General features: G+C 55.0%; 18 protein-coding genes. 10 read left to right on the forward strand and 8 right to left on the reverse strand.

The genetic code is table 11. The features are described 5' to 3' along the window. Positions 1–47: 47 nt before the first annotated feature. Positions 48–602 carry a glucose-6-phosphate isomerase family protein gene (locus tag SK50_RS05825; protein ID WP_017383813.1) on the forward strand — a complete coding sequence of 185 codons (555 nt, stop codon included), beginning with the start codon at positions 48–50 and terminating at the stop codon, positions 600–602. Further along, entirely contained in the window at positions 595–1,365 is a 771-nt protein-coding gene (locus SK50_RS05830; RefSeq protein ID WP_017694538.1) for a glucose-6-phosphate isomerase family protein, read from the forward strand. The genes SK50_RS05825 and SK50_RS05830 overlap by 8 nt, the downstream gene beginning before the upstream one ends. Before the next feature lie 27 nt (positions 1,366–1,392). On the opposite strand, the gene SK50_RS05835 is transcribed toward SK50_RS05830, so the two are convergent. Genes SK50_RS05835 through SK50_RS05855 form a run of 5 tightly spaced genes read right to left on the reverse strand, consistent with a single transcriptional unit; the run spans position 1,393 to position 5,697 of the window. Continuing rightward, on the reverse strand, positions 1,393–2,211 hold the full coding sequence (locus SK50_RS05835) for a PTS system mannose/fructose/sorbose family transporter subunit IID (RefSeq protein ID WP_015572637.1): 819 nt from the start codon (positions 2,209–2,211) through the stop codon (positions 1,393–1,395). Beyond that, on the reverse strand, positions 2,211–3,008 hold the full coding sequence (locus SK50_RS05840) for a PTS mannose/fructose/sorbose/N-acetylgalactosamine transporter subunit IIC (RefSeq protein ID WP_015572638.1): 798 nt from the start codon (positions 3,006–3,008) through the stop codon (positions 2,211–2,213). Before SK50_RS05840 ends, SK50_RS05835 begins: the two co-directional genes overlap by 1 nt. A 10-nt stretch (positions 3,009–3,018) precedes the next feature. Continuing rightward, positions 3,019–3,513 (reverse strand): PTS sugar transporter subunit IIB, encoded by a 495-nt coding sequence (locus SK50_RS05845; RefSeq protein ID WP_015572639.1) that lies wholly within the window; start codon positions 3,511–3,513, stop codon positions 3,019–3,021. A 10-nt stretch (positions 3,514–3,523) separates the two neighbouring features. Beyond that, on the reverse strand, positions 3,524–3,952 hold the full coding sequence (locus SK50_RS05850; protein ID WP_015572640.1) for a PTS sugar transporter subunit IIA: 429 nt from the start codon (positions 3,950–3,952) through the stop codon (positions 3,524–3,526). A gap of 2 nt (positions 3,953–3,954) precedes the next feature. After that, on the reverse strand, positions 3,955–5,697 hold the full coding sequence (locus tag SK50_RS05855; RefSeq protein WP_017694537.1) for a class I mannose-6-phosphate isomerase: 1,743 nt from the start codon (positions 5,695–5,697) through the stop codon (positions 3,955–3,957). A 187-nt stretch (positions 5,698–5,884) separates the two neighbouring features. Here SK50_RS05855 and SK50_RS05860 point away from each other — a divergent pair, with 187 nt between their 5' ends. From SK50_RS05860 to SK50_RS05880, 5 genes are all read left to right on the forward strand, one after another. Then, positions 5,885–6,892: a LacI family DNA-binding transcriptional regulator gene (locus SK50_RS05860; RefSeq protein WP_017694536.1), complete on the forward strand. Its 1,008-nt coding sequence runs from the start codon at positions 5,885–5,887 to the stop codon at positions 6,890–6,892. Positions 6,893–7,024: 132 nt separating this feature from the next. Continuing rightward, the gene (dapB, locus tag SK50_RS05865; RefSeq protein WP_015572643.1) at positions 7,025–7,846 is read left to right on the forward strand and encodes a 4-hydroxy-tetrahydrodipicolinate reductase; all 822 of its coding nucleotides are present in this window, start codon (positions 7,025–7,027) and stop codon (positions 7,844–7,846) included. A gap of 454 nt (positions 7,847–8,300) precedes the next feature. Further along, positions 8,301–9,449: a glutamine-hydrolyzing carbamoyl-phosphate synthase small subunit gene (gene carA, locus SK50_RS05870; RefSeq protein ID WP_045330189.1), complete on the forward strand. Its 1,149-nt coding sequence runs from the start codon at positions 8,301–8,303 to the stop codon at positions 9,447–9,449. Between the two features lie 18 nt (positions 9,450–9,467). Further along, positions 9,468–12,692, forward strand: coding sequence for a carbamoyl-phosphate synthase large subunit (carB, locus tag SK50_RS05875; protein ID WP_045333725.1), 3,225 nt, complete (start codon positions 9,468–9,470; stop codon positions 12,690–12,692). A 140-nt stretch (positions 12,693–12,832) separates the two neighbouring features. After that, complete coding sequence (locus SK50_RS05880; protein ID WP_003856439.1) at positions 12,833–13,066, forward strand: YgdI/YgdR family lipoprotein; 234 nt, start codon at positions 12,833–12,835, stop codon at positions 13,064–13,066. 48 nt (positions 13,067–13,114) lie between these two features. Here SK50_RS05880 and SK50_RS05885 read toward each other — a convergent pair whose 3' ends face one another. Next, positions 13,115–16,126 (reverse strand): autotransporter family protein, encoded by a 3,012-nt coding sequence (locus SK50_RS05885; protein WP_181010110.1) that lies wholly within the window; start codon positions 16,124–16,126, stop codon positions 13,115–13,117. Between the two features lie 370 nt (positions 16,127–16,496). Here SK50_RS05885 and kefF point away from each other — a divergent pair, with 370 nt between their 5' ends. From kefF to folA, 3 genes are all read left to right on the forward strand, one after another. Continuing rightward, entirely contained in the window at positions 16,497–17,027 is a 531-nt protein-coding gene (kefF, locus tag SK50_RS05890) for a glutathione-regulated potassium-efflux system oxidoreductase KefF (RefSeq protein ID WP_017383806.1), read from the forward strand. Beyond that, positions 17,020–18,885 carry a glutathione-regulated potassium-efflux system protein KefC gene (gene kefC / locus SK50_RS05895; RefSeq protein WP_017694533.1) on the forward strand — a complete coding sequence of 622 codons (1,866 nt, stop codon included), beginning with the start codon at positions 17,020–17,022 and terminating at the stop codon, positions 18,883–18,885. Before kefF ends, kefC begins: the two co-directional genes overlap by 8 nt. A gap of 114 nt (positions 18,886–18,999) precedes the next feature. Then, the gene (gene folA, locus SK50_RS05900) at positions 19,000–19,479 is read left to right on the forward strand and encodes a type 3 dihydrofolate reductase (RefSeq protein WP_003856431.1); all 480 of its coding nucleotides are present in this window, start codon (positions 19,000–19,002) and stop codon (positions 19,477–19,479) included. 39 nt (positions 19,480–19,518) lie between these two features. Here the strand turns inward: folA and apaH are convergent, their stop codons facing one another. Beyond that, on the reverse strand, positions 19,519–20,367 hold the full coding sequence (gene apaH / locus SK50_RS05905; protein ID WP_015572649.1) for a bis(5'-nucleosyl)-tetraphosphatase (symmetrical) ApaH: 849 nt from the start codon (positions 20,365–20,367) through the stop codon (positions 19,519–19,521). Positions 20,368–20,371: 4 nt separating this feature from the next. Then, positions 20,372–20,749, reverse strand: coding sequence for a Co2+/Mg2+ efflux protein ApaG (gene apaG, locus SK50_RS05910; protein ID WP_003856425.1), 378 nt, complete (start codon positions 20,747–20,749; stop codon positions 20,372–20,374).

Genomic DNA, 20,749 nt, shown 5'->3' on the forward strand with positions numbered 1-20,749 from the left:
TAATCTGCCATCATGATATTGCTGTTCTCCTCGGGCCGGAGAGCGATATGAATTCAGACATCTTTTTGCCACCTCAGTTGACGTGGGCTACCGGCGCGCTAGCCGGCGGGCCGCTTATCCGCAAAACGACTCGTCTTGCGGATCTTCCTGGGATCTTCGCAGACGGCGAGGCGTGGAAGTGCGGCAATCCTCAAAAAAGCGTGTATGACGTAGACGTACTGGGCTCCCCCGTAGGGGAAGGGGCACTCTTCGTTGGGGTAACTCACCTGCGTGCGGGTAACGTGGGCGATGAGTTCTTTATGACTCGCGGTCATTTTCATCAGCGCCGCGAACAGGGCGAGGTCTATTTTGGCCTGCGCGGATGTGGCTTGTTGCTGCTGCAAACGGAGGCGGGCGACGCGCGGCTTGAGCAGGTGACGGCTGGCTCCGTGCATATTATTCCTCCTTTTACAGCGCATCGTTTGATTAACACTGGCAACGAGACGCTATCCTCCCTTGCCGTCTGGCCGAGCATTGCGGGACACGACTATGCGGCGCTGGCAGAGGGCTTCACCCTGCGGATCTTTGCCTCCGGGGAAGGTTACGAGGTGCGCCATGGCTAACTATGGCCTTGATATGACCATCAACCGTCAGCCGCTCGGTTTTTGCTACGGAGAGGATGTTACCGGGCCGATGCCGGAGATCAGAACACTGGATCAGATCCGCCCGTCGCTGCGCAATCCGGACTGCGAAGGGCCTGAACAGGTATATGCCATCGCGATGGACGTGGCGCGTCTGGCGGACAGGCCGGAGCTCGAAAAACGCATGCTGCTTTTTGGTGTGGTCACCTACGCGGCAGGCACGCTTGGCGATGAGCCGGTCCGCAGCCAGGGGCATGTTCACCGTATTAGCCAGCACAGCGGATGGTCGCCCCCTGAGCTGTACGAAATCTGGCAGGGTAAAGCGATTATCTACATGCAGGAGTATGTGGACGACGATCCGGGACGATGTTTTGCGGTACTCGCGGGGCCGGGTGAAAAGGTACTGGTCCCTCCCGGATGGGGCCATGCGACGATTTCGGCCTCGCCCAATGAGCCGCTGACGTTTGGTGCGTGGTGCGATCGGGAATATGGCTTTGAGTATGAGGCCGTTCGTGCGCGAAAAGGTCTGGCCTGGTATCCCTTAGTTCAGGGTAATCATATTGTCTGGCAGCATAACAGTCACTACAGACCAGGGCGCTTGCAGATGATTACGCCGAGAAGTTATCCGGAATTTGGCATTACTGATGCGCCTGTTTATCAGCAGTTTATTGATGACCCCGCACGGTTCCAGTTTATTTCGCGTCCGGATAAAGTCGCAGAACTGTGGAATAACTTCCATCCATAAAGAAGCCGGGGCATTGCCCCGGTTTTCTTATCCTGCAAACAAACCGGACGCCACGCCAAGCGCTGCCAGTATAAGCAGCAATATCATGGCTTTTACCGGCGACACGCCGCGTTTTGCCATCAGATACCAGGTCCCCAGCACCACCGCCAGCGGAAGCAGCTGCGGGAAAATACCGTCCAGCATCTGCTGAACGTGAATGTTAACCCCGTCCCGGGTGATGAACTCCAGCCCGGTGCCGAGCTTCACGTAGCTGGCCGCCACGCCGCCCATGACAAATACGCCCAGTAGCGAGAGCGCTTCCCGTAGCCGGGTAGATTTGCTGCTGACCAGCATCTCCACGGAGCCTGATCCCATCTGGTAGCCTTTGAGAAACAGGAACCAGGAGCCAGGGATAATGATGGCCAGCCAGGCAACGGTATAAAACAGTGGACCGAGGATATTTCCGCCTGCCGCCAGCGCCATCCCAATGCTAAGCAGGATCGGGATCAGCATGCCGGGGATCATCGAATCGCCGATCCCGGCAATTGGCCCCATCAGGCCTACCTTCAGGGTATTTATGGTTTCACCGTCAATCGGCTCGCCGTTGGCTTTTTTCTCCTCCAGCCCCAGCGCCATACCGTTAACGATCGCGCCAATCTGTGGCTCCGTGTTGTAGAACGACGCGTGACGGCGCAGCATCTCGGTACGTTGTACCGGGTCGGGATAGAGCTTTTTTGCGACCGGCAGCATGCTCAGGCAAAAGCCGAAGGATTCAAGGCGTTCAAAGCTCATTGAGGAGAGGTTGTGCATCATCCACGCTCGCCAGCAGCGGCGCAGATCCTTGCGGGTGAGTTTACGTTCTTCCATCAGAATTCATCCTCGTCGTCAGGGACAGGTGCTGAAGCCACGGCCTGCGGTGCCTCGGGTTTATAGTTGTAATGAATCAGTGCCAGCAGGGCGCCCACGATCACCAGCGCGACCATATTGAGTTTCAGGAAAACGATGCAAACGAAGCCCACCAGAAAGTAGATGAGCATGGTATAGCTTTTGATGATCTGCTTAAGCAGGATGGCAATACCGACGGCGGGCAAGATGCCGCCCAGCACATTCATGGTGGAGAGGACGATGTGCGGCAGGCTGTCCATAAACCCGCTAATGTACTGTGCGCCAAAAAAGACGGCGATAAAGGTAGGCACAAAGCGCAGCACAAAATTCATCGCCTGCGGCCAGATGGCGCTGTTGAGGTAGATCCCGCGCTCGTCGCCGTTCTCCAGCGCCACATCCGCACGATGGTTCCAGAAGGAGTTCAGCACCATCATCGCATTGAAGAGAATGGTTCCGGCGATCCCAATAGTCGCCGCCAGCGCGACGGCAACCTCAGGTCCTTTGCCGGAAAGTATTCCCAGCGCAATGGCCGGATAAGCCACAAAGTTTAAATCTGCTGGCATCGAGCCGCCGGGTGTCACCATTGCGATATAAACCGCCTGCACCGCTACGCCAATCATAATCCCGGTTTTGATATCGCCCAGGATCAGGCCAACCAGCATCCCGGAAATGAGCGGTCGGGAGATGAGATACCAGCCGCCCGTCAGCCCTAAAAGCCACGGACTACTGAGTGCGCCCAGATAACACAGCAGGCCAATTAAAGCCGCTTCGATAATCATGATCTGCTCCTTATTTCAGCTTTTGTCTGGCATCCTGCCAGGTATAAAAACTGGCATCAGGAACCAGGCGGAATTCAATCGCGTGTCCCTGCCCGGTCAGCCACTCGAACGCCGCCGCTTCATCCTGGGTTACCGATTGATTCGGGCCGATGGTGATCGTGTTAGCCCGGGCGCTCATCGGGCCCACGTTAATTTTTCCGTTGCTGTTTTTCAGGCTAATGCCCGCCTGCTCAATGCGCTGTAGCGTGAGTGGAGATTTGCCAATCACGAAATAGCGCTTTTCGCTGGCAATCACTTTTGGCAGTTTTTCGATCGCGGTTGCCGTATCGAACAGCCACACTTTAGTATCTGATACGGCTCCTTTCATGACCGACGATAACAGCGGATCGGCCGCAACGGCATCGTCAATGGCAACGATGCCGTCGCAGGGCAGCTCCCTGGCCCAGCGTGTAATGAGCTGCCCGTGGATCACGCGATCGTCAATGCGTACAAAAGAAATACTCATATGCGGCTCCTTAAAAATCGTCTGTCTGTGCAGTATCTGCCGGTTTCGCCTGTACCAGCGTCGGCAGAGTAATTTCGATAAGCTGCCCGGCAGCCTGATGAACATCGCGAGCCATCATCACCTCATCGGTTTGCAGCAGCATCGGGAAGTTGACTCCAGCCACCACGGCGACCGGCGGCTGCGTATATGGGTTAAACGCGGCCTCACAGGCCACGTTCCACGGCGTGCCGCTTTGCATGTCGCACAGCACCAGCACGCCGTCAGCGTTGACGCTTGCCGCTTCCAGTGTGGAGATGAAATCCTGCCGGAAGCCCTCTATTCCCGCCTGTTCGGTCAGACAAATGGCGTGTATGCCGGGGAGCTCGCCGTATACCATCCGGCCGCTCTCCAGCAGCGCGGCGGCTAACGGCCCATGAGTGGCGACAATAAAATGAATCATCGTTAGCTCCTTACCCAGGCTTTGATAGTCGCGAGGGGGTGTCCGGAAGCACGGGCTGAAGGTGAAATGCGATAGTCACCTACGCTTGCCGGAATGATGAAGGTTTCGGCGTAATGGACGGTAAACGGCTCAAATGCACCGGTTGGGCTGTCGACAATTGCTTCGTCGCCCTCTACCAGATTCAGCACGTTCACGCCGCCGCCGGTGTGGTGCAAAACGGGTTCGCTAAACCAGTGGCGGCGGGTTTCGATAAATTCACGCTCGTGCAGGCCAGTACGCTCTTCACGCCAGCCGTTTCCTTCCGCGACAGGTTCGAACTGATTCACCAGATGCTGATGAACCCACTGCGCGTCGCGCTGCCAGTCGATCACCTTTTCACCGTGCTCCAGGTGTACCGGGCGCGGCAGCCCGTCCAGGCCCAGGCGGCCCCAGTCCCACAGTTTGAAGGTGAAAATATACGGCGTAGCGCTGATCTCCAGCACCATGGTTCCCGCGCCGGAGCAGTGCACCGTCCCAGCCGGGATCAGGAAATGATCGTGCTTTTTTGCCGGGATCTGATTAACGAAGCGGTCGTCATCAAACGGTTTTTCACCGCGACCCGCGCGCCTGAGATCGTCCATCATGGCCTCAGGGTCTGTGCCGGTTTTGGTCCCCAGATAGACGACGGCACCCGGCTCCGCTTCCAGAATGTAATAACTCTCATCCTGGGTATAGTGCATCCCAAACTGCTGCTGGATGTACTCGGTAATGGGGTGGACCTGGAAGCTCAGATTCTGGCCACCCATGGTGTCGAGGAAGTCAAAACGGATCGGGAATTCCGCGCCGAAACGTGCGTGAACTTTCTCGCCCAGCAGAGCACGGGGCTCAAGCAAAACCAGATCCTGAGAGGGGATCTCGATCCGCACTGCGCCAAAACGCAGTAACAGGCTGTTCTCCTCGGGCACGCAGTCAAAACACCACGCGTAATTGGGTGCAGAGGGATCGAGATCGAATTGCTGTTTCATCCACTGGCCGCCCCAGACGCCAGGATCGAAAAAGGGCGCCACGCGGAAAGGCTGGGTGGTAGTTTGCTTCAGCCCGGCTCGCAGGGCCTCGCCGCTGACCATCGCGGGCTGGTTCGTCTGGGTTGTATCCAGTAAAAAATCGGTGCGCCTGAGCAGCGGCGTTTTGTGGCGATCGAAGACGCGCCATTCGACAAAAAAGGCGCGCTTGTAGCGACGAAGCATATCTTCCTGCTGATTATCTGCGCCCCAGTTCCCAGTCTCACCCCGGCGCATACGCTGCTGGATCTCCCAGCGCGGCAGATCGGCATACACCAGCACATCACCCGGATGGACAAGCGTCGCACCGGGACCGTAGATCACAATCAGCCCCCCGGAACACTGGCTCACCCGAACCTGCAACGCCTCCAGACGCGCGGGATCGAAAAACTCTCCAAGCTGGTGGCAGGAGAGAACGCCAAAGACGCGATCGTCTGTGAGGTTGCGTGCCAGCATCTCATGAATGGCACACTCATCCCGTCGCGCCTGTTCAGCATTGATCGCCAGCGTCGGGCGTAGACGCGGCAGCACGTTCTCTTCAAGCTCGGTCATGCGCACGCCCGGATAGCAGTCAATCACCAGCACCGTGCGGCTGCGCTGTTGGGTTTTTGACTCAAGAACGCGGGTTATTGCTTCCCAGCCTTGCCAGGCGCTGTCATCAAAACCCTGTATCGCCACCGTGGGGAATTTGTCGTAGGTTGTCATTGTATCCTCCGTAATCGTTATTTAAGGTTATTCGATTAACCGTATTTGAGAAGAGTGGTTAACGCGATTAACCCGCCATAAATGCGAATCGAATCCAGAACAACAGCGGTAATGTGAAGAGTCTCACAGGGAAAAATGCAAAAAATAGGTTATTCGATTAACCTGTAGTGATGATGAAGGAGACAACATGACGGGAATTACACTGGCCGATGTCGCGAAACGCGCCGGCGTGTCAACGGCGACGGTCTCGATGGTGCTCTGCAACAAAGGCCGCATTTCGCAAAGCACGCGCGAACGTGTGCTTAAGGCGCTGGATGAATCCGGCTATGTCTATAACCAGACGGCAGCCAATTTACGTAACCGCAGCAGTAACCAGGTCGGGCTGCTCTTGCACGATATCACCAACCCTTTTTATAGCGAGATGACGGCAGGGCTAAGTCATGAAATGGAGCGCCACGAGCTGATGCTTTTTCTGGCGAATAGCGAGGAATCGGCAGAGCGACAGCAAAAATTTGTTGATTCACTGATGCGTAATAACGTCGGCGGTATGGTGCTGTGTGCGGCTCGGGAAACGCCCCAGGCCTTTTTTGAGGGTCTGAAGCGGCGCAATATTCCGGCTATCATGGTTGTGCGCCCGCTGAACGATCCGGATTTTGATTTTGTCGGAACGGATAACTTCTTAGGCACGCAGATGGCGACGGAGCATCTGCTCAGAATGGGCCATCGGCACATTGCGTTCATTGGAGGGAGTCAGAATTCGGGCTCTCGGGCGCAGCGTATCGGGGGCTTTACCAGCAAGCTGCTGGAATACGGCGTGACGCCGAATCCTGCCTGGATCAGAACCTCTCACGCCAGCCAAAGCGACGGCGCGCGCGTGGCAGAGGCGTTACTTCTCGAGCATCCACACATCAGTGCGGCAATTTGCTATCAGGATGTTGTGGCGCTGGGGGTGATGCAAAGCTTACGCAAGATGGGCCGTGAGCCGGGATGTGATTTTGCGCTGGTCGGTTTCGATGATATTACCGAAGCGGCTCTGGTGCAGCCCGCATTGACCACCGTATCGGTGGCGGCGAAAGAGATTGGTCGTAAGGCAGGGGAGTTACTTTACAGCCGCATACAGGGCAACGACGAACCCGCCAAACGAATCATTCTGCCGCCTGCGCTGGTGGTGCGGGAATCATGTGGTTTTCGCTGACGATCATGTCTTTCACTGATATCTCACCCTGTTTATCATTAAATTCTAATTATCGGCGTTTTCTGTGGCAGCCTGTGCAAAGGCTGGTTAATCTGAAAACGATTTACATCATTTTAACGTAAGAGAATAACTATGCATGATGCACAGATCCGCGTCGCCATTGCGGGCGCGGGCGGACGTATGGGCCGTCAGCTGATTCAGGCGGCACTACAGATGGATGGCGTGGCGCTTGGCGCGGCGCTGGAGCGTGAAGGTTCATCGCTTTTGGGAGCCGATGCAGGCGAGCTGGCAGGCGCAGGTCAGACGGGCGTTACCGTGCAGAGCAGCCTTGAGGCGGTGAAAGAAGACTTTGACGTGTTTATCGATTTTACCCGCCCTGAAGGCACGTTGGCTCACCTGGCGTTTTGCCGTCAGCACGGTAAAGGGATGGTGATTGGCACCACCGGTTTTGACGAGGTCGGTAAGCAAGCCATTCAGGATGCGTCCACTGAGATTGCGATTGTCTTTGCGGCAAACTTTAGCGTGGGGGTAAACGTCATGCTGAAACTGCTGGAGAAGGCGGCGAAGGTGATGGGCGAATACACCGACATTGAAATCGTCGAAGCGCACCATCGCCACAAAGTCGATGCTCCGTCAGGCACGGCGCTGGCAATGGGCGAAGCGATTGCGTGTGCAATGGATAAAGATTTGAAAGACATCGCGGTCTATTCTCGCGAAGGCCACACTGGCGAGCGCGTGCCTGGCACCATTGGGTTTGCCACCGTTCGCGCGGGTGATATCGTCGGTGAACATACCGCTATGTTCGCCGATATTGGCGAAAGGATCGAAATCACTCATAAAGCATCCAGCCGCATGACATTTGCAAACGGGGCGGTACGTTCGGCATTGTGGCTGAAAGGTAAGCGTAATGGTCTTTTTGATATGCGAGATGTCCTCGAACTCAACAATTTGTAAGCATTATTACCCTTCGTGATGTGGTTATTGCAGTCGTAATTAATTGATTGCATAGGGCAATATTTTATTGCCCTTTTATTTTGTCTGTTTGGGGTGTTTATTGTGTCTAACTGATTTAAAGTAAGTGTTTTCTCGATAATTTCTGTTGTTGAACTGTAAATTTTGACCATTTGGTCCACTTTTTATTCCTGCAAGACGTTTCTTTCTATTAAACTGCATACGCAAGCGGTTTCCACAGTGATTTAGTTGATCTTTTTGCCGCTTAATCTGATTTCAGACCGCCAGGCTTGCAAAAGAATATACAAAACTCCCGTTTTAAGTTGACTTTTACATGGCAAATCCCCAGAATGCCGCCGTTTGCCAAAAATCCGCTGGCAACACATTTGCATTGATCCATGACATGGTTATGAATTAATATGCAAATAAAGTGAGTGAATATTCTCTGGAGGGTGTTTTGATTAAGTCAGCGCTATTGGTTCTGGAAGACGGAACCCAGTTTATCGGTCGGGCCATAGGGGCAACGGGTTCGGCGGTTGGGGAAGTCGTTTTCAATACTTCAATGACCGGTTATCAAGAAATCCTCACTGATCCTTCCTATTCTCGCCAAATCGTTACTCTTACTTATCCTCATATCGGCAATGTCGGCACCAATGCGGCTGACGAAGAATCCTCTCAGGTACATGCGCAAGGCCTGGTCATTCGCGACCTGCCGCTGATTGCCAGCAACTTCCGCAACACCGAAGACCTCTCTTCTTACCTGAAGCGCCACAACATTGTGGCGATTGCCGATATCGATACCCGTAAGCTGACGCGTCTGCTGCGCGAGAAGGGTGCACAAAACGGTTGTATCATCGCAGGGGATAACCTCGATGCGACGCTGGCGCTGGAAAAAGCGAAAGCCTTCCCGGGACTGAACGGTATGGACCTGGCGAAAGAAGTGACCACCGCTGAAGCCTACAGCTGGACGCAGGGAAGCTGGACGCTGGAAGGCGACCTGCCGGAAGCGAAACCGGAAAGCGAGCTGCCGTTCCACGTGGTGGCCTATGATTTTGGCGCCAAGCGCAACATCCTGCGTATGCTGGTTGACCGTGGCTGCCGCCTGACGGTGGTTCCGGCGAAAACCTCTGCTGAAGATGTTCTGAAGATGAACCCGGACGGCATCTTCCTCTCTAACGGTCCTGGCGACCCGGCGCCGTGCGACTACGCTATCGACGCCATCAAGTCCTTCCTTGAAACCGACATCCCAGTATTCGGCATCTGTCTCGGCCATCAGCTGCTGGCGCTGGCGAGCGGAGCGAACACCGTCAAGATGAAGTTTGGCCACCACGGTGGTAACCACCCGGTGAAAGATATCGACAACAACACGGTGATGATCACCGCGCAGAACCACGGCTTCGCTGTGGATGAAGCGACGATGCCGTCTAACCTGCGCGTGACGCATAAGTCACTGTTCGATGGTACCTTGCAGGGTATCCATCGCACCGATAAGCCTGCGTTCAGCTTCCAGGGCCACCCTGAAGCCAGCCCGGGCCCACACGATGCCGCGCCGCTGTTCGATCACTTCATCGAACTTATCGAGCAATACCGTAAGACCGCTAAATAATCAGGAGCTGAGAAGACCATGCCAAAACGTACAGACATAAAAAGCATCCTGATCCTTGGCGCTGGCCCGATTGTCATCGGCCAGGCCTGCGAATTCGACTACTCCGGTGCGCAGGCGTGTAAAGCCCTGCGTGAAGAGGGTTACCGTGTCATCCTGGTAAACTCTAACCCGGCCACCATCATGACCGACCCGGAAATGGCGGATGCGACCTACATCGAGCCGATTCACTGGGAAGTGGTACGCAAAATTATCGAGAAAGAGCGTCCGGACGCGGTGCTGCCGACCATGGGCGGCCAGACGGCGCTGAACTGTGCGCTGGAGCTGGAGCGTCAGGGCGTGCTGGAAGAGTTCGGCGTGACCATGATCGGTGCGACCGCCGACGCGATTGATAAAGCAGAAGACCGTCGCCGCTTCGACGTGGCAATGAAAAAAATTGGCCTTGATACCGCACGTTCCGGTATCGCGCACAATATGGAAGAAGCGCTGGCCGTTGCGGCTGAAGTGGGTTATCCGTGCATCATCCGCCCTTCCTTCACCATGGGTGGCACCGGCGGCGGTATTGCCTACAACCGCGAAGAGTTTGAAGAAATTTGCGAGCGCGGCCTGGATCTCTCCCCAACCAAAGAGTTGCTGATTGATGAATCGCTGATTGGCTGGAAAGAGTACGAGATGGAAGTGGTGCGTGATAAAAACGACAACTGCATCATCGTCTGCTCCATCGAAAACTTCGACGCGATGGGGATCCACACCGGTGACTCCATCACCGTTGCGCCAGCTCAGACGCTGACCGACAAAGAGTACCAAATCATGCGTAACGCCTCGATGGCGGTACTGCGTGAAATCGGCGTGGAAACCGGCGGCTCTAACGTGCAGTTCTCGGTGAACCCGAAAACCGGCCGTCTGATTGTTATCGAAATGAACCCGCGTGTGTCCCGTTCCTCCGCGCTGGCCTCCAAAGCCACCGGCTTCCCGATTGCGAAAGTGGCGGCGAAACTGGCGGTGGGTTACACCCTTGACGAGCTGATGAACGATATCACCGGTGGCCGCACGCCAGCGTCCTTCGAACCGTCCATCGACTACGTTGTGACCAAAATTCCACGCTTTAACTTCGAGAAATTCGTCGGCGCCAACGACCGTCTGACTACCCAGATGAAATCCGTTGGTGAAGTCATGGCGATTGGCCGCACGCAGCAGGAATCCCTGCAAAAAGCGCTGCGCGGCCTGGAAGTGGGCGCGACCGGCTTTGACCCGAAAGTCAGCCTGGACGACCCGGAAGCGCTGACCAAAATCCGCCGCGAGCTGAAAGACGCGGGCGCAGAGCGTATCTGGTACATCGCCGATGCCTTCCGCGCGGGCCTGTCAGTCGACGGCGTATTTAACCTGACTAACATTGACCGCTGGTTCCTGGTGCAGATTGAAGAGCTGGTGCGTCTGGAAGAGAAAGTGGCGGAGCTGGGCATCAACGGCCTGGACGCAGACTTCCTGCGCATGTTGAAGCGTAAAGGCTTCGCCGATGCGCGTCTGGCTAAGTTGGCGGGCGTGCGTGAAGCGGAAATCCGCAAGCTGCGCGACCAGTACGACCTGCACCCGGTCTACAAGCGCGTGGACACCTGTGCGGCTGAATTCTCGACCGATACCGCATACATGTACTCCACCTATGAAGAGGAGTGCGAAGCGAACCCGTCCGTCGACCGCGACAAGATTATGGTGCTGGGCGGCGGTCCAAACCGTATCGGCCAGGGCATCGAGTTTGACTACTGCTGCGTACACGCCTCACTGGCGCTGCGCGAAGACGGTTACGAGACCATTATGGTCAACTGTAACCCGGAAACCGTCTCGACCGACTACGACACTTCCGACCGCCTCTACTTCGAGCCGGTCACTCTGGAAGACGTGCTGGAAATCGTGCGCATCGAGAAGCCAAAAGGCGTGATCGTGCAGTACGGCGGCCAGACTCCGCTGAAGCTGGCGCGCGCGCTGGAAGCAGCAGGTGTGCCGGTTATCGGCACCAGCCCGGATGCGATTGACCGTGCGGAAGACCGCGAGCGTTTCCAGCAGGCGGTTGACCGTCTCAAACTGAAACAGCCGGCGAACGCCACCGTGACCGCAATTGAAATGGCCGTTGAGAAAGCGAAAGAGATCGGCTACCCGCTGGTGGTGCGTCCATCCTACGTACTGGGCGGCCGCGCGATGGAAATCGTCTACGACGAAGCGGACCTGCGTCGCTACTTCCAGACGGCGGTGAGCGTTTCCAACGATGCGCCAGTGCTGCTCGACCGCTTCCTCGACGACGCGGTTGAAGTCGACGTGGATGCCGTCTGCGACGGCGAAAGGGTGCTGATTGGCGGCATCATGGAGCACATCGAGCAGGCGGGCGTGCACTCCGGTGACTCCGCCTGTTCTCTGCCAGCGTACACCCTGAGCCAGGAGATTCAGGACGTGATGCGCCAGCAGGTGCAGAAGCTGGCCTTCGAACTCCAGGTCCGCGGCCTGATGAACGTTCAGTTCGCGGTAAAAGACAACGAAGTCTATCTGATTGAAGTCAACCCGCGTGCGGCGCGTACCGTACCGTTCGTCTCCAAAGCGACCGGTATTCCGCTGGCGAAAGTGGCGGCGCGCGTGATGGCTGGCCAGACGCTGGCTCAGCAGGGCGTCACGAAAGAAATTATCCCGCCTTACTACTCGGTGAAAGAGGTGGTACTGCCGTTCAACAAATTCCCGGGCGTTGACCCGCTGTTAGGGCCAGAGATGCGCTCTACCGGGGAAGTGATGGGCGTTGGCCGTACCTTCGCAGAAGCTTTTGCGAAAGCGCAGCTGGGCAGTAGCTCCACCATGAGAAAATCTGGCCGTGCGCTGCTCTCCGTTCGCGAAGGCGATAAAGAGCGCGTGGTTGACCTGGCTGCCAAGCTGCTGAAACAGGGCTTCGAGCTGGACGCCACTCACGGTACGGCGATTGTGTTGGGTGAAGCGGGTATCAACCCGCGTCTGGTGAACAAAGTGCATGAAGGTCGTCCGCACATTCAGGACCGCATTAAGAATGGCGAGTACACCTACATCATTAACACCACCGCAGGTCGCCAGGCGATTGAAGACTCCAAACTGATTCGCCGCAGCGCGCTCCAGTACAAAGTGCATTACGACACCACCCTGAACGGCGGTTTCGCGACGGCCATGGCGCTGAATGCGGATGCCACCGAGAAGGTGATTTCGGTGCAGGAAATGCACGCTCAGATTAGCAAGTAACACACATTGCCCGGTGCCATCCGGTTACCGGGCAATTTTCCCATCTTAAGAACCTTCTGGTTTTTCATCCGCTTTCAGTCAGTTAGCCTAAAATAGTTAGGTCGATAACGAAAATTCAACTGAGAGCAGGGGAATACACCATGCAAAATAAACTACTGATCGCTTCCGTTCTGGCTGCCACCGCAATGTTCACCGTGGCGGGCTGTTCGTCCAATCAGGCCGTAAAAACCACCGATGGCAAAACGATTGTTACTGACGGGAAACCGCAGGTGGATGACGATACCGGTCTGGTATCGTACAAAAACGCCGAAACCGGTCAAACTGAACAGATTAACCGTGACCAGGTTAAATCAATGGGCGAGCTGGATAACTAAAAAAAAGCAGTGGCACATGCCACTGCTTTTTTGCTTCAGGATGATCGATTACCAGCGATGGTTTAACAAAATATGACCGCCGTAGGCGGCATAGCTGTTTTCACCCCACTCGCCGCTGGCACGCAGGGAGATCGTCGTGGTTTCGTTCAGGTTGCCGGTTAAGCCCAACTCTAACTGACCACGATCTTCCGGCGTATCGTTGCTGACGGTCTCGTCGTTGAATGCCAGATCGTTTTGACCAGCACCTTTCAACCAGTTAACCGCAACGTACGGCTGCCAGGCCTTGACGTCCTTCTGCTGGAAGTAGCTTGCTTTAACGCCGAGACGACCAAAGACGCTGTCATTGTCCAGGGTAGTGACGCGTACGCCGTCGCGATCGGTATGATTTTCCTGATCGAGATAGCTGTAGATCACCTGCGCCTGCGGCTCGATCTTCCAGGTGCGTTCATTTTCAGACTGGATTATCCACGCGTGGCCGACTTCAACAGACGCGGCGAAACCTTCACTATCGTAGTCTTCATCGTTGCGATTGCTGGTGACGTTGTTGTTGTACCAGCTATAAGCGGCCCAGGTATCAACGTAGCTGCCCAGACGTAATTTCTGATCTTCCTGCCAGGTGGCGTACAGCCCAACATTGAAGCCATCAACCTTACCCTGTGCGTCACGTACGTTGTGCTTCGCATCAGAGTGGGTCTTCGCCTGGCCTGCACCGAACATCCCGCCAGCACGCAGGATGCCGTTATCCATTGGCTTGCTCATGAAATCGCTGCCGACTTGCAGTACGGTGGTGGTGGTGTCGTAGCTGACTTTATCGCCACCCGCATCGTTCTCGTGATAGCGACCCTTAACGTACATCCAGGTGTTCAGGTCGTCTTCATTGCGGAAGGTGATCTGGTCGCGATCGTCACGCTTATGCAGGAACATGCCCTGTGCGGCAAGGTAGTTACCTAAGTAAGCACCCACTTCAGGTGCCATGACTTCCGGAGCATTGTTACCGCCGTTGTCAGTGTTGCCGCCGTTATCGGTGTTACCGCCGTTGTCAGTGTTGCCGCCGTTGTCGGTGTTGCCACCATCATCGGTGTTGCCGCCGTTGTCGGTGTTGCCGCCGTTGTCGGTGTTGCCGCTGTTATCGGTGTTGCCGCCGTTATCGGTGTTGCCGCCGTTATCGGTGTTGCCGCCGTTATCGGTGTTGCCACCATCATCGGTATTACCACCATCATCGGTATTACCGCCATCATCAGTATTGCCACCGTCATCGGTGTCATCGGAAGGCTCATCAGAAGGCGTCGCCTTTGATTCCAGATACCAGTTGCCGTCACTGTGCTGGTAGAGGCTATATTCCCAGGCGCCTGCAACGACCGGTTTTGCCAGCGTCAGTTGGGCTTCGGAACTGCCGCCGATGCTGACAATTTCCATACCGTTAATGGTTTGCGCGCCTGCGCCGCCAATGTTGGTGATGCTGATGCCAGACTGACCGAAGCTGCTACCCGTAATAGTGAGGTGATCAGTTGGTGAATTATCTTCACCCAGGGTGCTGTTCATCACGATCTGGCTACCGTCAGAGCCGGTGTAGTCGCCATTAATCGTAAAATTATTGCCAACGCTATTATCAGCCGCACTGAGTAACAGCGTGCCGCCATTAGTTACGTTGCCGTTGATGGTATCGACGCCGGAAGCGCTGAGCGTGGAGTTACCCTGGACTGCATTCCATGCCGCCAGCGTACCGCCGCTAAGAACCGCGATGTTGTTGTTCACTTCGCCTGCGGTGGCAAAGGTCGCGCCATTTTCAACGGTAACGGTGGCGTTACTGCCCTTGACGCCGAGCGTTGCGTCGGTGGAGACCAGCGTGGTACCGCCGTGCAGAACCGTATCCCCTGTATAGCTATTTTTGCCCGTCAGGGTCAGGGTGTTGGAATCGACTTTTTCGACGTTACCGCTACCGGTCATGTCGGTGGCGAAAGTGAAATCGCTTCCCTCGTTAAAAATGACGGTACCGTTGTTGGTGAGCCCACCGCTGAGGGTCGCGGTTTTTTCGCCATCGCCCAGTTGCAACGAAGCATCTTTGGCCACCCGTGTATTACCGGTATTCGATACCGCGCCTGACAGGGTTAACGCGCCCGTGTCTATCAGCAAGGAATCGCCAGAGCCAATAATATCGAGATCGCCCGACAGCGCCCAATTTTCGCCCATCATTTTTATACTGGCAAAACCGTCGCCTTCGTTCAGACCCACAAAGTTACTGTCTTCCGTACCGGTGCCGATCAGGGTGAGAGTGTTTCCCGTGGAATTGGTGGAAATAACGTCACCGATAAGAGTGGAACCCGTATCAAGCACCAGGGTGTTATTTTTATTGCTGGCAAACATAACAGCGGCTGTATCACCACTAATCGTTCCGCTATTCGTGATATCTACTTTTGCATTATTCGTTACATTAAAACCGTATTGCGCACCCTGCACGTTACCAGTATTTATGACCTTAGTGTTACCCTCGCTCAGAGCGATTCCATCATTCGCTGTGCCAGTGATCGTACCCGCATTATTAATGGCAACGCCTGCAAGTGCGTTCAGGCCAGTTTTACCTTTAATAACTCCGGTTGTGCTATTTGAAATACTTACAGCCGATGAGTTTTCACTAACGAATATACCATCCTCAAAAGCGGTTATATTCCCACGGTTGCTAATTTCACCTTGCATTGATTCAATACTAATAGCTGTAGCCGATTTCGATGTGATGGCGGCACCTTCCTCGTTATTCACCACAACACGTTGCGCGGCAGTATTTATATCCAGGCCAGTTTCCCTACCGGAAATATTCCCTTCGTTAGTGATATTATTGATAGTAAACCCAGTGACAGATACCGCCGCTTCACTATCTGCGGAAGATATCGTCACGTCTTTATTAATAACATATTCAGCATCGGCTGAGAAATCTTGAGGAACAGAAGTTGATTGGTCAATCGTTGCAGAAAACGCAACCGCAGGGGTGCATATCAACAAGGCAGGAAATATCTTTCCCAGAGTTTTGGTTGTATTATTTAATTGGGAGGGTTTGTTGCTCATGTACACATCCATTTGAGTGAGAAGGAATATTCGACACGTGTGTGAAACGTATATCGACCGCCTAAATAATGAGCTCAAAACAAAGAGCGTAAAATTATTATTTTTTCAATGGGTTATGTACAGACTGTTTTATTAAAGAATGACTTAAGGTCCTCTAAAAATATCTGTTGGCAATATGAGTTGTTACTATTATTTTGCGGCATGAATTTGTCGTACGCGTCGTTTTCTTTCTTTAGCGCCGTAATCGCTGTTAAGGTGGTGATGATTGCCAATACTTGCGTTTTACTTTGAAGCGTAAGATGGCCTCTTTAAGTCGGGGTGGTAACTGTCTACACTCATTGCACAAGAAAAGTAAAAGACGGGCATATACATGATTCTGATAATTTATGCGCACCCCTATCCGCAGCACTCGCATGCGAATAAGCGGATGCTTGAGCAGGCAAGGACGCTTGAAAACGTAGAGATACGTTCCCTCTATCAACTCTATCCTGATTTCAATATCGATGTCGCCGCCGAACAGGAGGCGCTCTCCCGTGCCGATCTGATCGTCTGGCAGCATCCGATGCAGTGGTACAGCACGCCTCCGCTGCTGAAATTGTGGATCGACAAAGTTTTCTCCCACGGTTGGGCATATGGGCACAACGGCAACGCGCTTCAGGGCAAAAGCCTGATGTGGGCTGTTACCACCGGCGGGGGGGAAAGCCACTTTGAGATTGGCGCCTTCCCCGGATTTGACGTGCTGGCGCAGCCGCTCCAGGCTACTGCCCTTTACTGCGGTCTGAACTGGCTTCCGCCTTTTGCGATGCACTGTACCTTTGTCTGCGACGATGAAACCTTGCAGGCGCAGGCTCGTCACTACAAACAACGTTTACTTGAGTGGCAGGAGACGCACAATGGATAGCCATACGCTGATACAGGCGCTGATTTACCTCGGCGCGGCGGCATTAATTGTGCCCGTGGCGGTTCGTCTGGGGCTGGGCTCGGTGCTCGGCTATCTGATTGCCGGGTGTGTGATTGGCCCCTGGGGCTTTCGGCTGGTGACGGATGCCGAGTCGATCCTGCATTTTGCGGAGATCGGCGTGGTGCTGATGCTGTTTGTGATTGGTCTGGAGCTGGATCCGCAGCGGCTGTGGAAACTGCGCGCCTCGGTGTTTGGCGGAGGCGCCCTGCAAATGCTGGCCTGCGGTCTGCTGTTGGGCGGGTTCTGCATTCTGCTGGGGATGGAGTGGAAAGTCGCAGAGCTGATCGGCATGACGCTGGCGCTCTCCTCGACGGCGATTGCCATGCAGGCAATGAACGAGCGTAATCTGACGGTGTCGCAAATGGGGCGCAGCACCTTCTCCATACTGTTGTTCCAGGATATTGCCGCCATCCCGCTGGTGGCGATGATCCCGCTGCTGGCAACCAGCGGCGCATCAACGACGCTGGGGGCATTTGCCTTATCAGCGCTGAAGGTTGCCGGTGCGCTGGCGCTGGTTGTTCTGCTTGGTCGCTACGTAACGCGTCCGCTGCTGCGCTTTGTTGCTCGCTCTGGCCTGCGCGAAGTATTCAGCGCCGTTGCGTTATTCCTGGTGTTTGGTTTTGGATTGCTGCTGGAAGAGGCCGGGCTGTCGATGGCAATGGGCGCCTTCCTCGCGGGAGTCTTACTGGCAAGCTCCGAATACCGTCACGCGCTGGAAAGCGATATCGAGCCGTTTAAAGGATTGCTGCTGGGGCTGTTTTTCATCGGCGTCGGGATGTCTATCGACTTCGGGACGCTGGTAACCCATCCGCTGCGCATCATCATTCTGCTGGTGGGTTTCCTGGTCATTAAAATGGCGATGCTGTGGCTGATTGCCCGCCCGTTAAATGTGCCAAAACCGCAACGCCGCTGGTTTGCCGTGCTGCTGGGGCAGGGGAGTGAGTTTGCTTTCGTTGTCTTTGGCGCAGCGCAGATGGCAAATGTACTTGATCCGGAATGGGCAAAAGCGCTGACGCTGGCGGTTGCGCTGTCGATGGCCGCAACGCCGATCCTGTTGGTGCTGCTGACGCGTCTGGAGAAAACGGGAAGCGAACAGGAGCGAGAAGCCGATGAGATCGACGAGGAGCAGCCGCGGGTGATCATCGCCGGATTTGGCCGCTTCGGGCAGATTACTGGCCGTTTACTGCTCTCCAGCGGTGTCAAAATGGTCATTCTCGATCACGATCCTGACCATGTCGATACGCTGCGTAAATTCGATATGAAAGTGTTTTACGGTGATGCGACCCGCGTCGATCTGCTGGAATCCGCCGGGGCGGCGAAAGCCGAGGTGTTGATTAATGCCATTGACGATCCAGAGACCAGTATGCAGATGGTTGAGCTGGTCAAAGAGCATTTTCCGCATCTGACCATTATCTCCCGTGCGCGCGATGTGGATCACTACATCCAGCTGCGTCAGGCGGGTGTGGCAGCCCCTGAACGTGAAACCTTCGAAGGGGCGCTCAAATCTGGCCGCATGGCGCTGGAAAGCCTGGGGCTTGGCGCGTATGAGGCACGTGAGCGTGCCGATCTGTTCCGCCGTTTTAATCATGAGATGGTGGAAGAGATGGTGGCGATGGCGAGCAGTACGGCAACCGAACGCGCTGCGGTGTTTAAACGCACCAGCACCATGCTGACGGAGATCATCAACGAGGATCGTAATCATCTGTCGCTGGTTCAGCGCCACGGCTGGCAAGGAACGGAAGAGGGCAAGCATACTGGTGATCCTGCGGATGAACCGGAGAGTAAACCCTCTGCGTGAAGTGGAGTTGCCAGCAATATTAAAAAATTTCTAATTCTTTACCCTGCCGCCAGTCGACGAAAGATTAAGCTTTCCGTATAGTGGCGGCAATTTTTTGCATCCGGGAAATTTTCAATGATCAGTCTGATTGCAGCGCTGGCGGTAGACCGCGTTATCGGCATGGAAAACGCCATGCCGTGGAACCTGCCTGCCGATCTCGCATGGTTTAAACGTACTACGTTAAACAAGCCGGTAGTGATGGGCCGCCTGACCTGGGAGTCGATTGGTCGTCCGCTGCCGGGTCGTAAGAATATTGTGATCAGTAGCCAGCCGGGCACTGACGATCGCGTTCAGTGGGTTAAGTCCGTAGATGAAGCCATTGCCGCCTGCGGCGATGCCGAAGAGATCATGGTGATCGGCGGGGGGCGTGTGTATGAGCAGTTCCTGCCAAAAGCGCAGAAACTGTATCTGACGCACATTGATGCGGAAGTGGAAGGGGATACCCATTTCCCGGATTACGATCCGGACGAGTGGGAGTCCGTATTCAGTGAGTTTCACGATGCGGATGCGCAGAACTCACACAGCTACTGCTTCGAAATTCTGGAACGTCGTTAACGGTTTTATCCTCTCCCCGAAGGGAGAGGATAAACATCTTCAGGAGGCGACTGCCTCACCCTCGCCTAAGTCCAGCTGTCGGTTGGATGGCTGCACAAAGTAAGTTTTATCTTCCCAGCGTAAGCAGGTTAAATCCCCGCCCCAGCAGCATCCGGTATCCAGCGCATAGATATTTTCCGGGGTGCCTTTTCCTTCCAGCGATGCCCAGTGTCCAAATACCACACTGTATTCGTTTGTCACGGGGCCCGGAATCGCAAACCATGGCTTAAGCGGCGCAGGGGCATTTTCAGGCGTATCTTTGCAATACATATCCAGTTGCCCGTTCGGGAAGCAGTAGCGCATCCGCGTAAAAGCATTGGTGATAAAACGCAGTCGTGCCAGGCCGCTGAGGTCATCACTCCAGTTATTTGGCATGTCGCCGTACATCGCATCAAGGAAGAACGGGTAGGAGTCGCTCGCCAGCACCGCTTCGGCGTCGCGCGCGCAGGTTTTTGCCGTCTCAAGATCCCACTGAGGCGTGATGCCGGCATGCGCCATCACCAGTTTTTTCTCTTCGTCAATCTGTAGCAGCGGCTGGCGACGCAGCCAGTTGAGCAACTCATCGGCATCCGGTGCTTCCAGCAGGGGGGTAATGCGATCTTTCGGCTTATTACGGCTGATCCCGGCGTATACGGCCAGCAGATGCAGATCGTGGTTGCCCAGCACCATGCGCACACTGTCACCCAGCGATTTGACATAGCGGAGGACGTCCAGGGAACCGGGACCGCGCGCCACTAAGTCGCCCGTCAGCCAGAGCGTGTCCTGCCCGGGGGTGAAGTCGACCTGTTTTAATAATGCGATCAGTTCATCGTAGCAACCGTGAACGTCGCCAATCAGATATGTAGACATTAGATTAATGAATAAGTGTAGGTACGGCGAGACGGAATACGGGAATAGCAATGCGGAAAGCATTGCCGTCGGCATCGACCATTTCATAATGGCCCTGCATGGTACCCAGCGGCGTTTCAATTACCGCGCCGCTGGTGTACTGATACTCTTCGCCAGGGGCGATATGGGGTTGTTCACCGACCACGCCTTCGCCCTGGACTTCAATTTCACGGCCATTGCCGTTGGTGATAAGCCAGTAGCGCCCGAGCAGTTGCACAGGCATCCGCCCCAGATTGCGAATGGTTACGGTATAAGCAAAGACAAAACGTTCTTCATCCGGTGTGGATTGGGACTCAATGTAGACGCTTTGAACCTGAACACAGACGCGGGGCGAATCAATCAT

The sequence above is a fragment of the Enterobacter sp. BWH64 genome (genome assembly GCF_001037645.1).
Classification (GTDB): Bacteria; Pseudomonadota; Gammaproteobacteria; order Enterobacterales; family Enterobacteriaceae; genus Enterobacter; species Enterobacter hormaechei_C.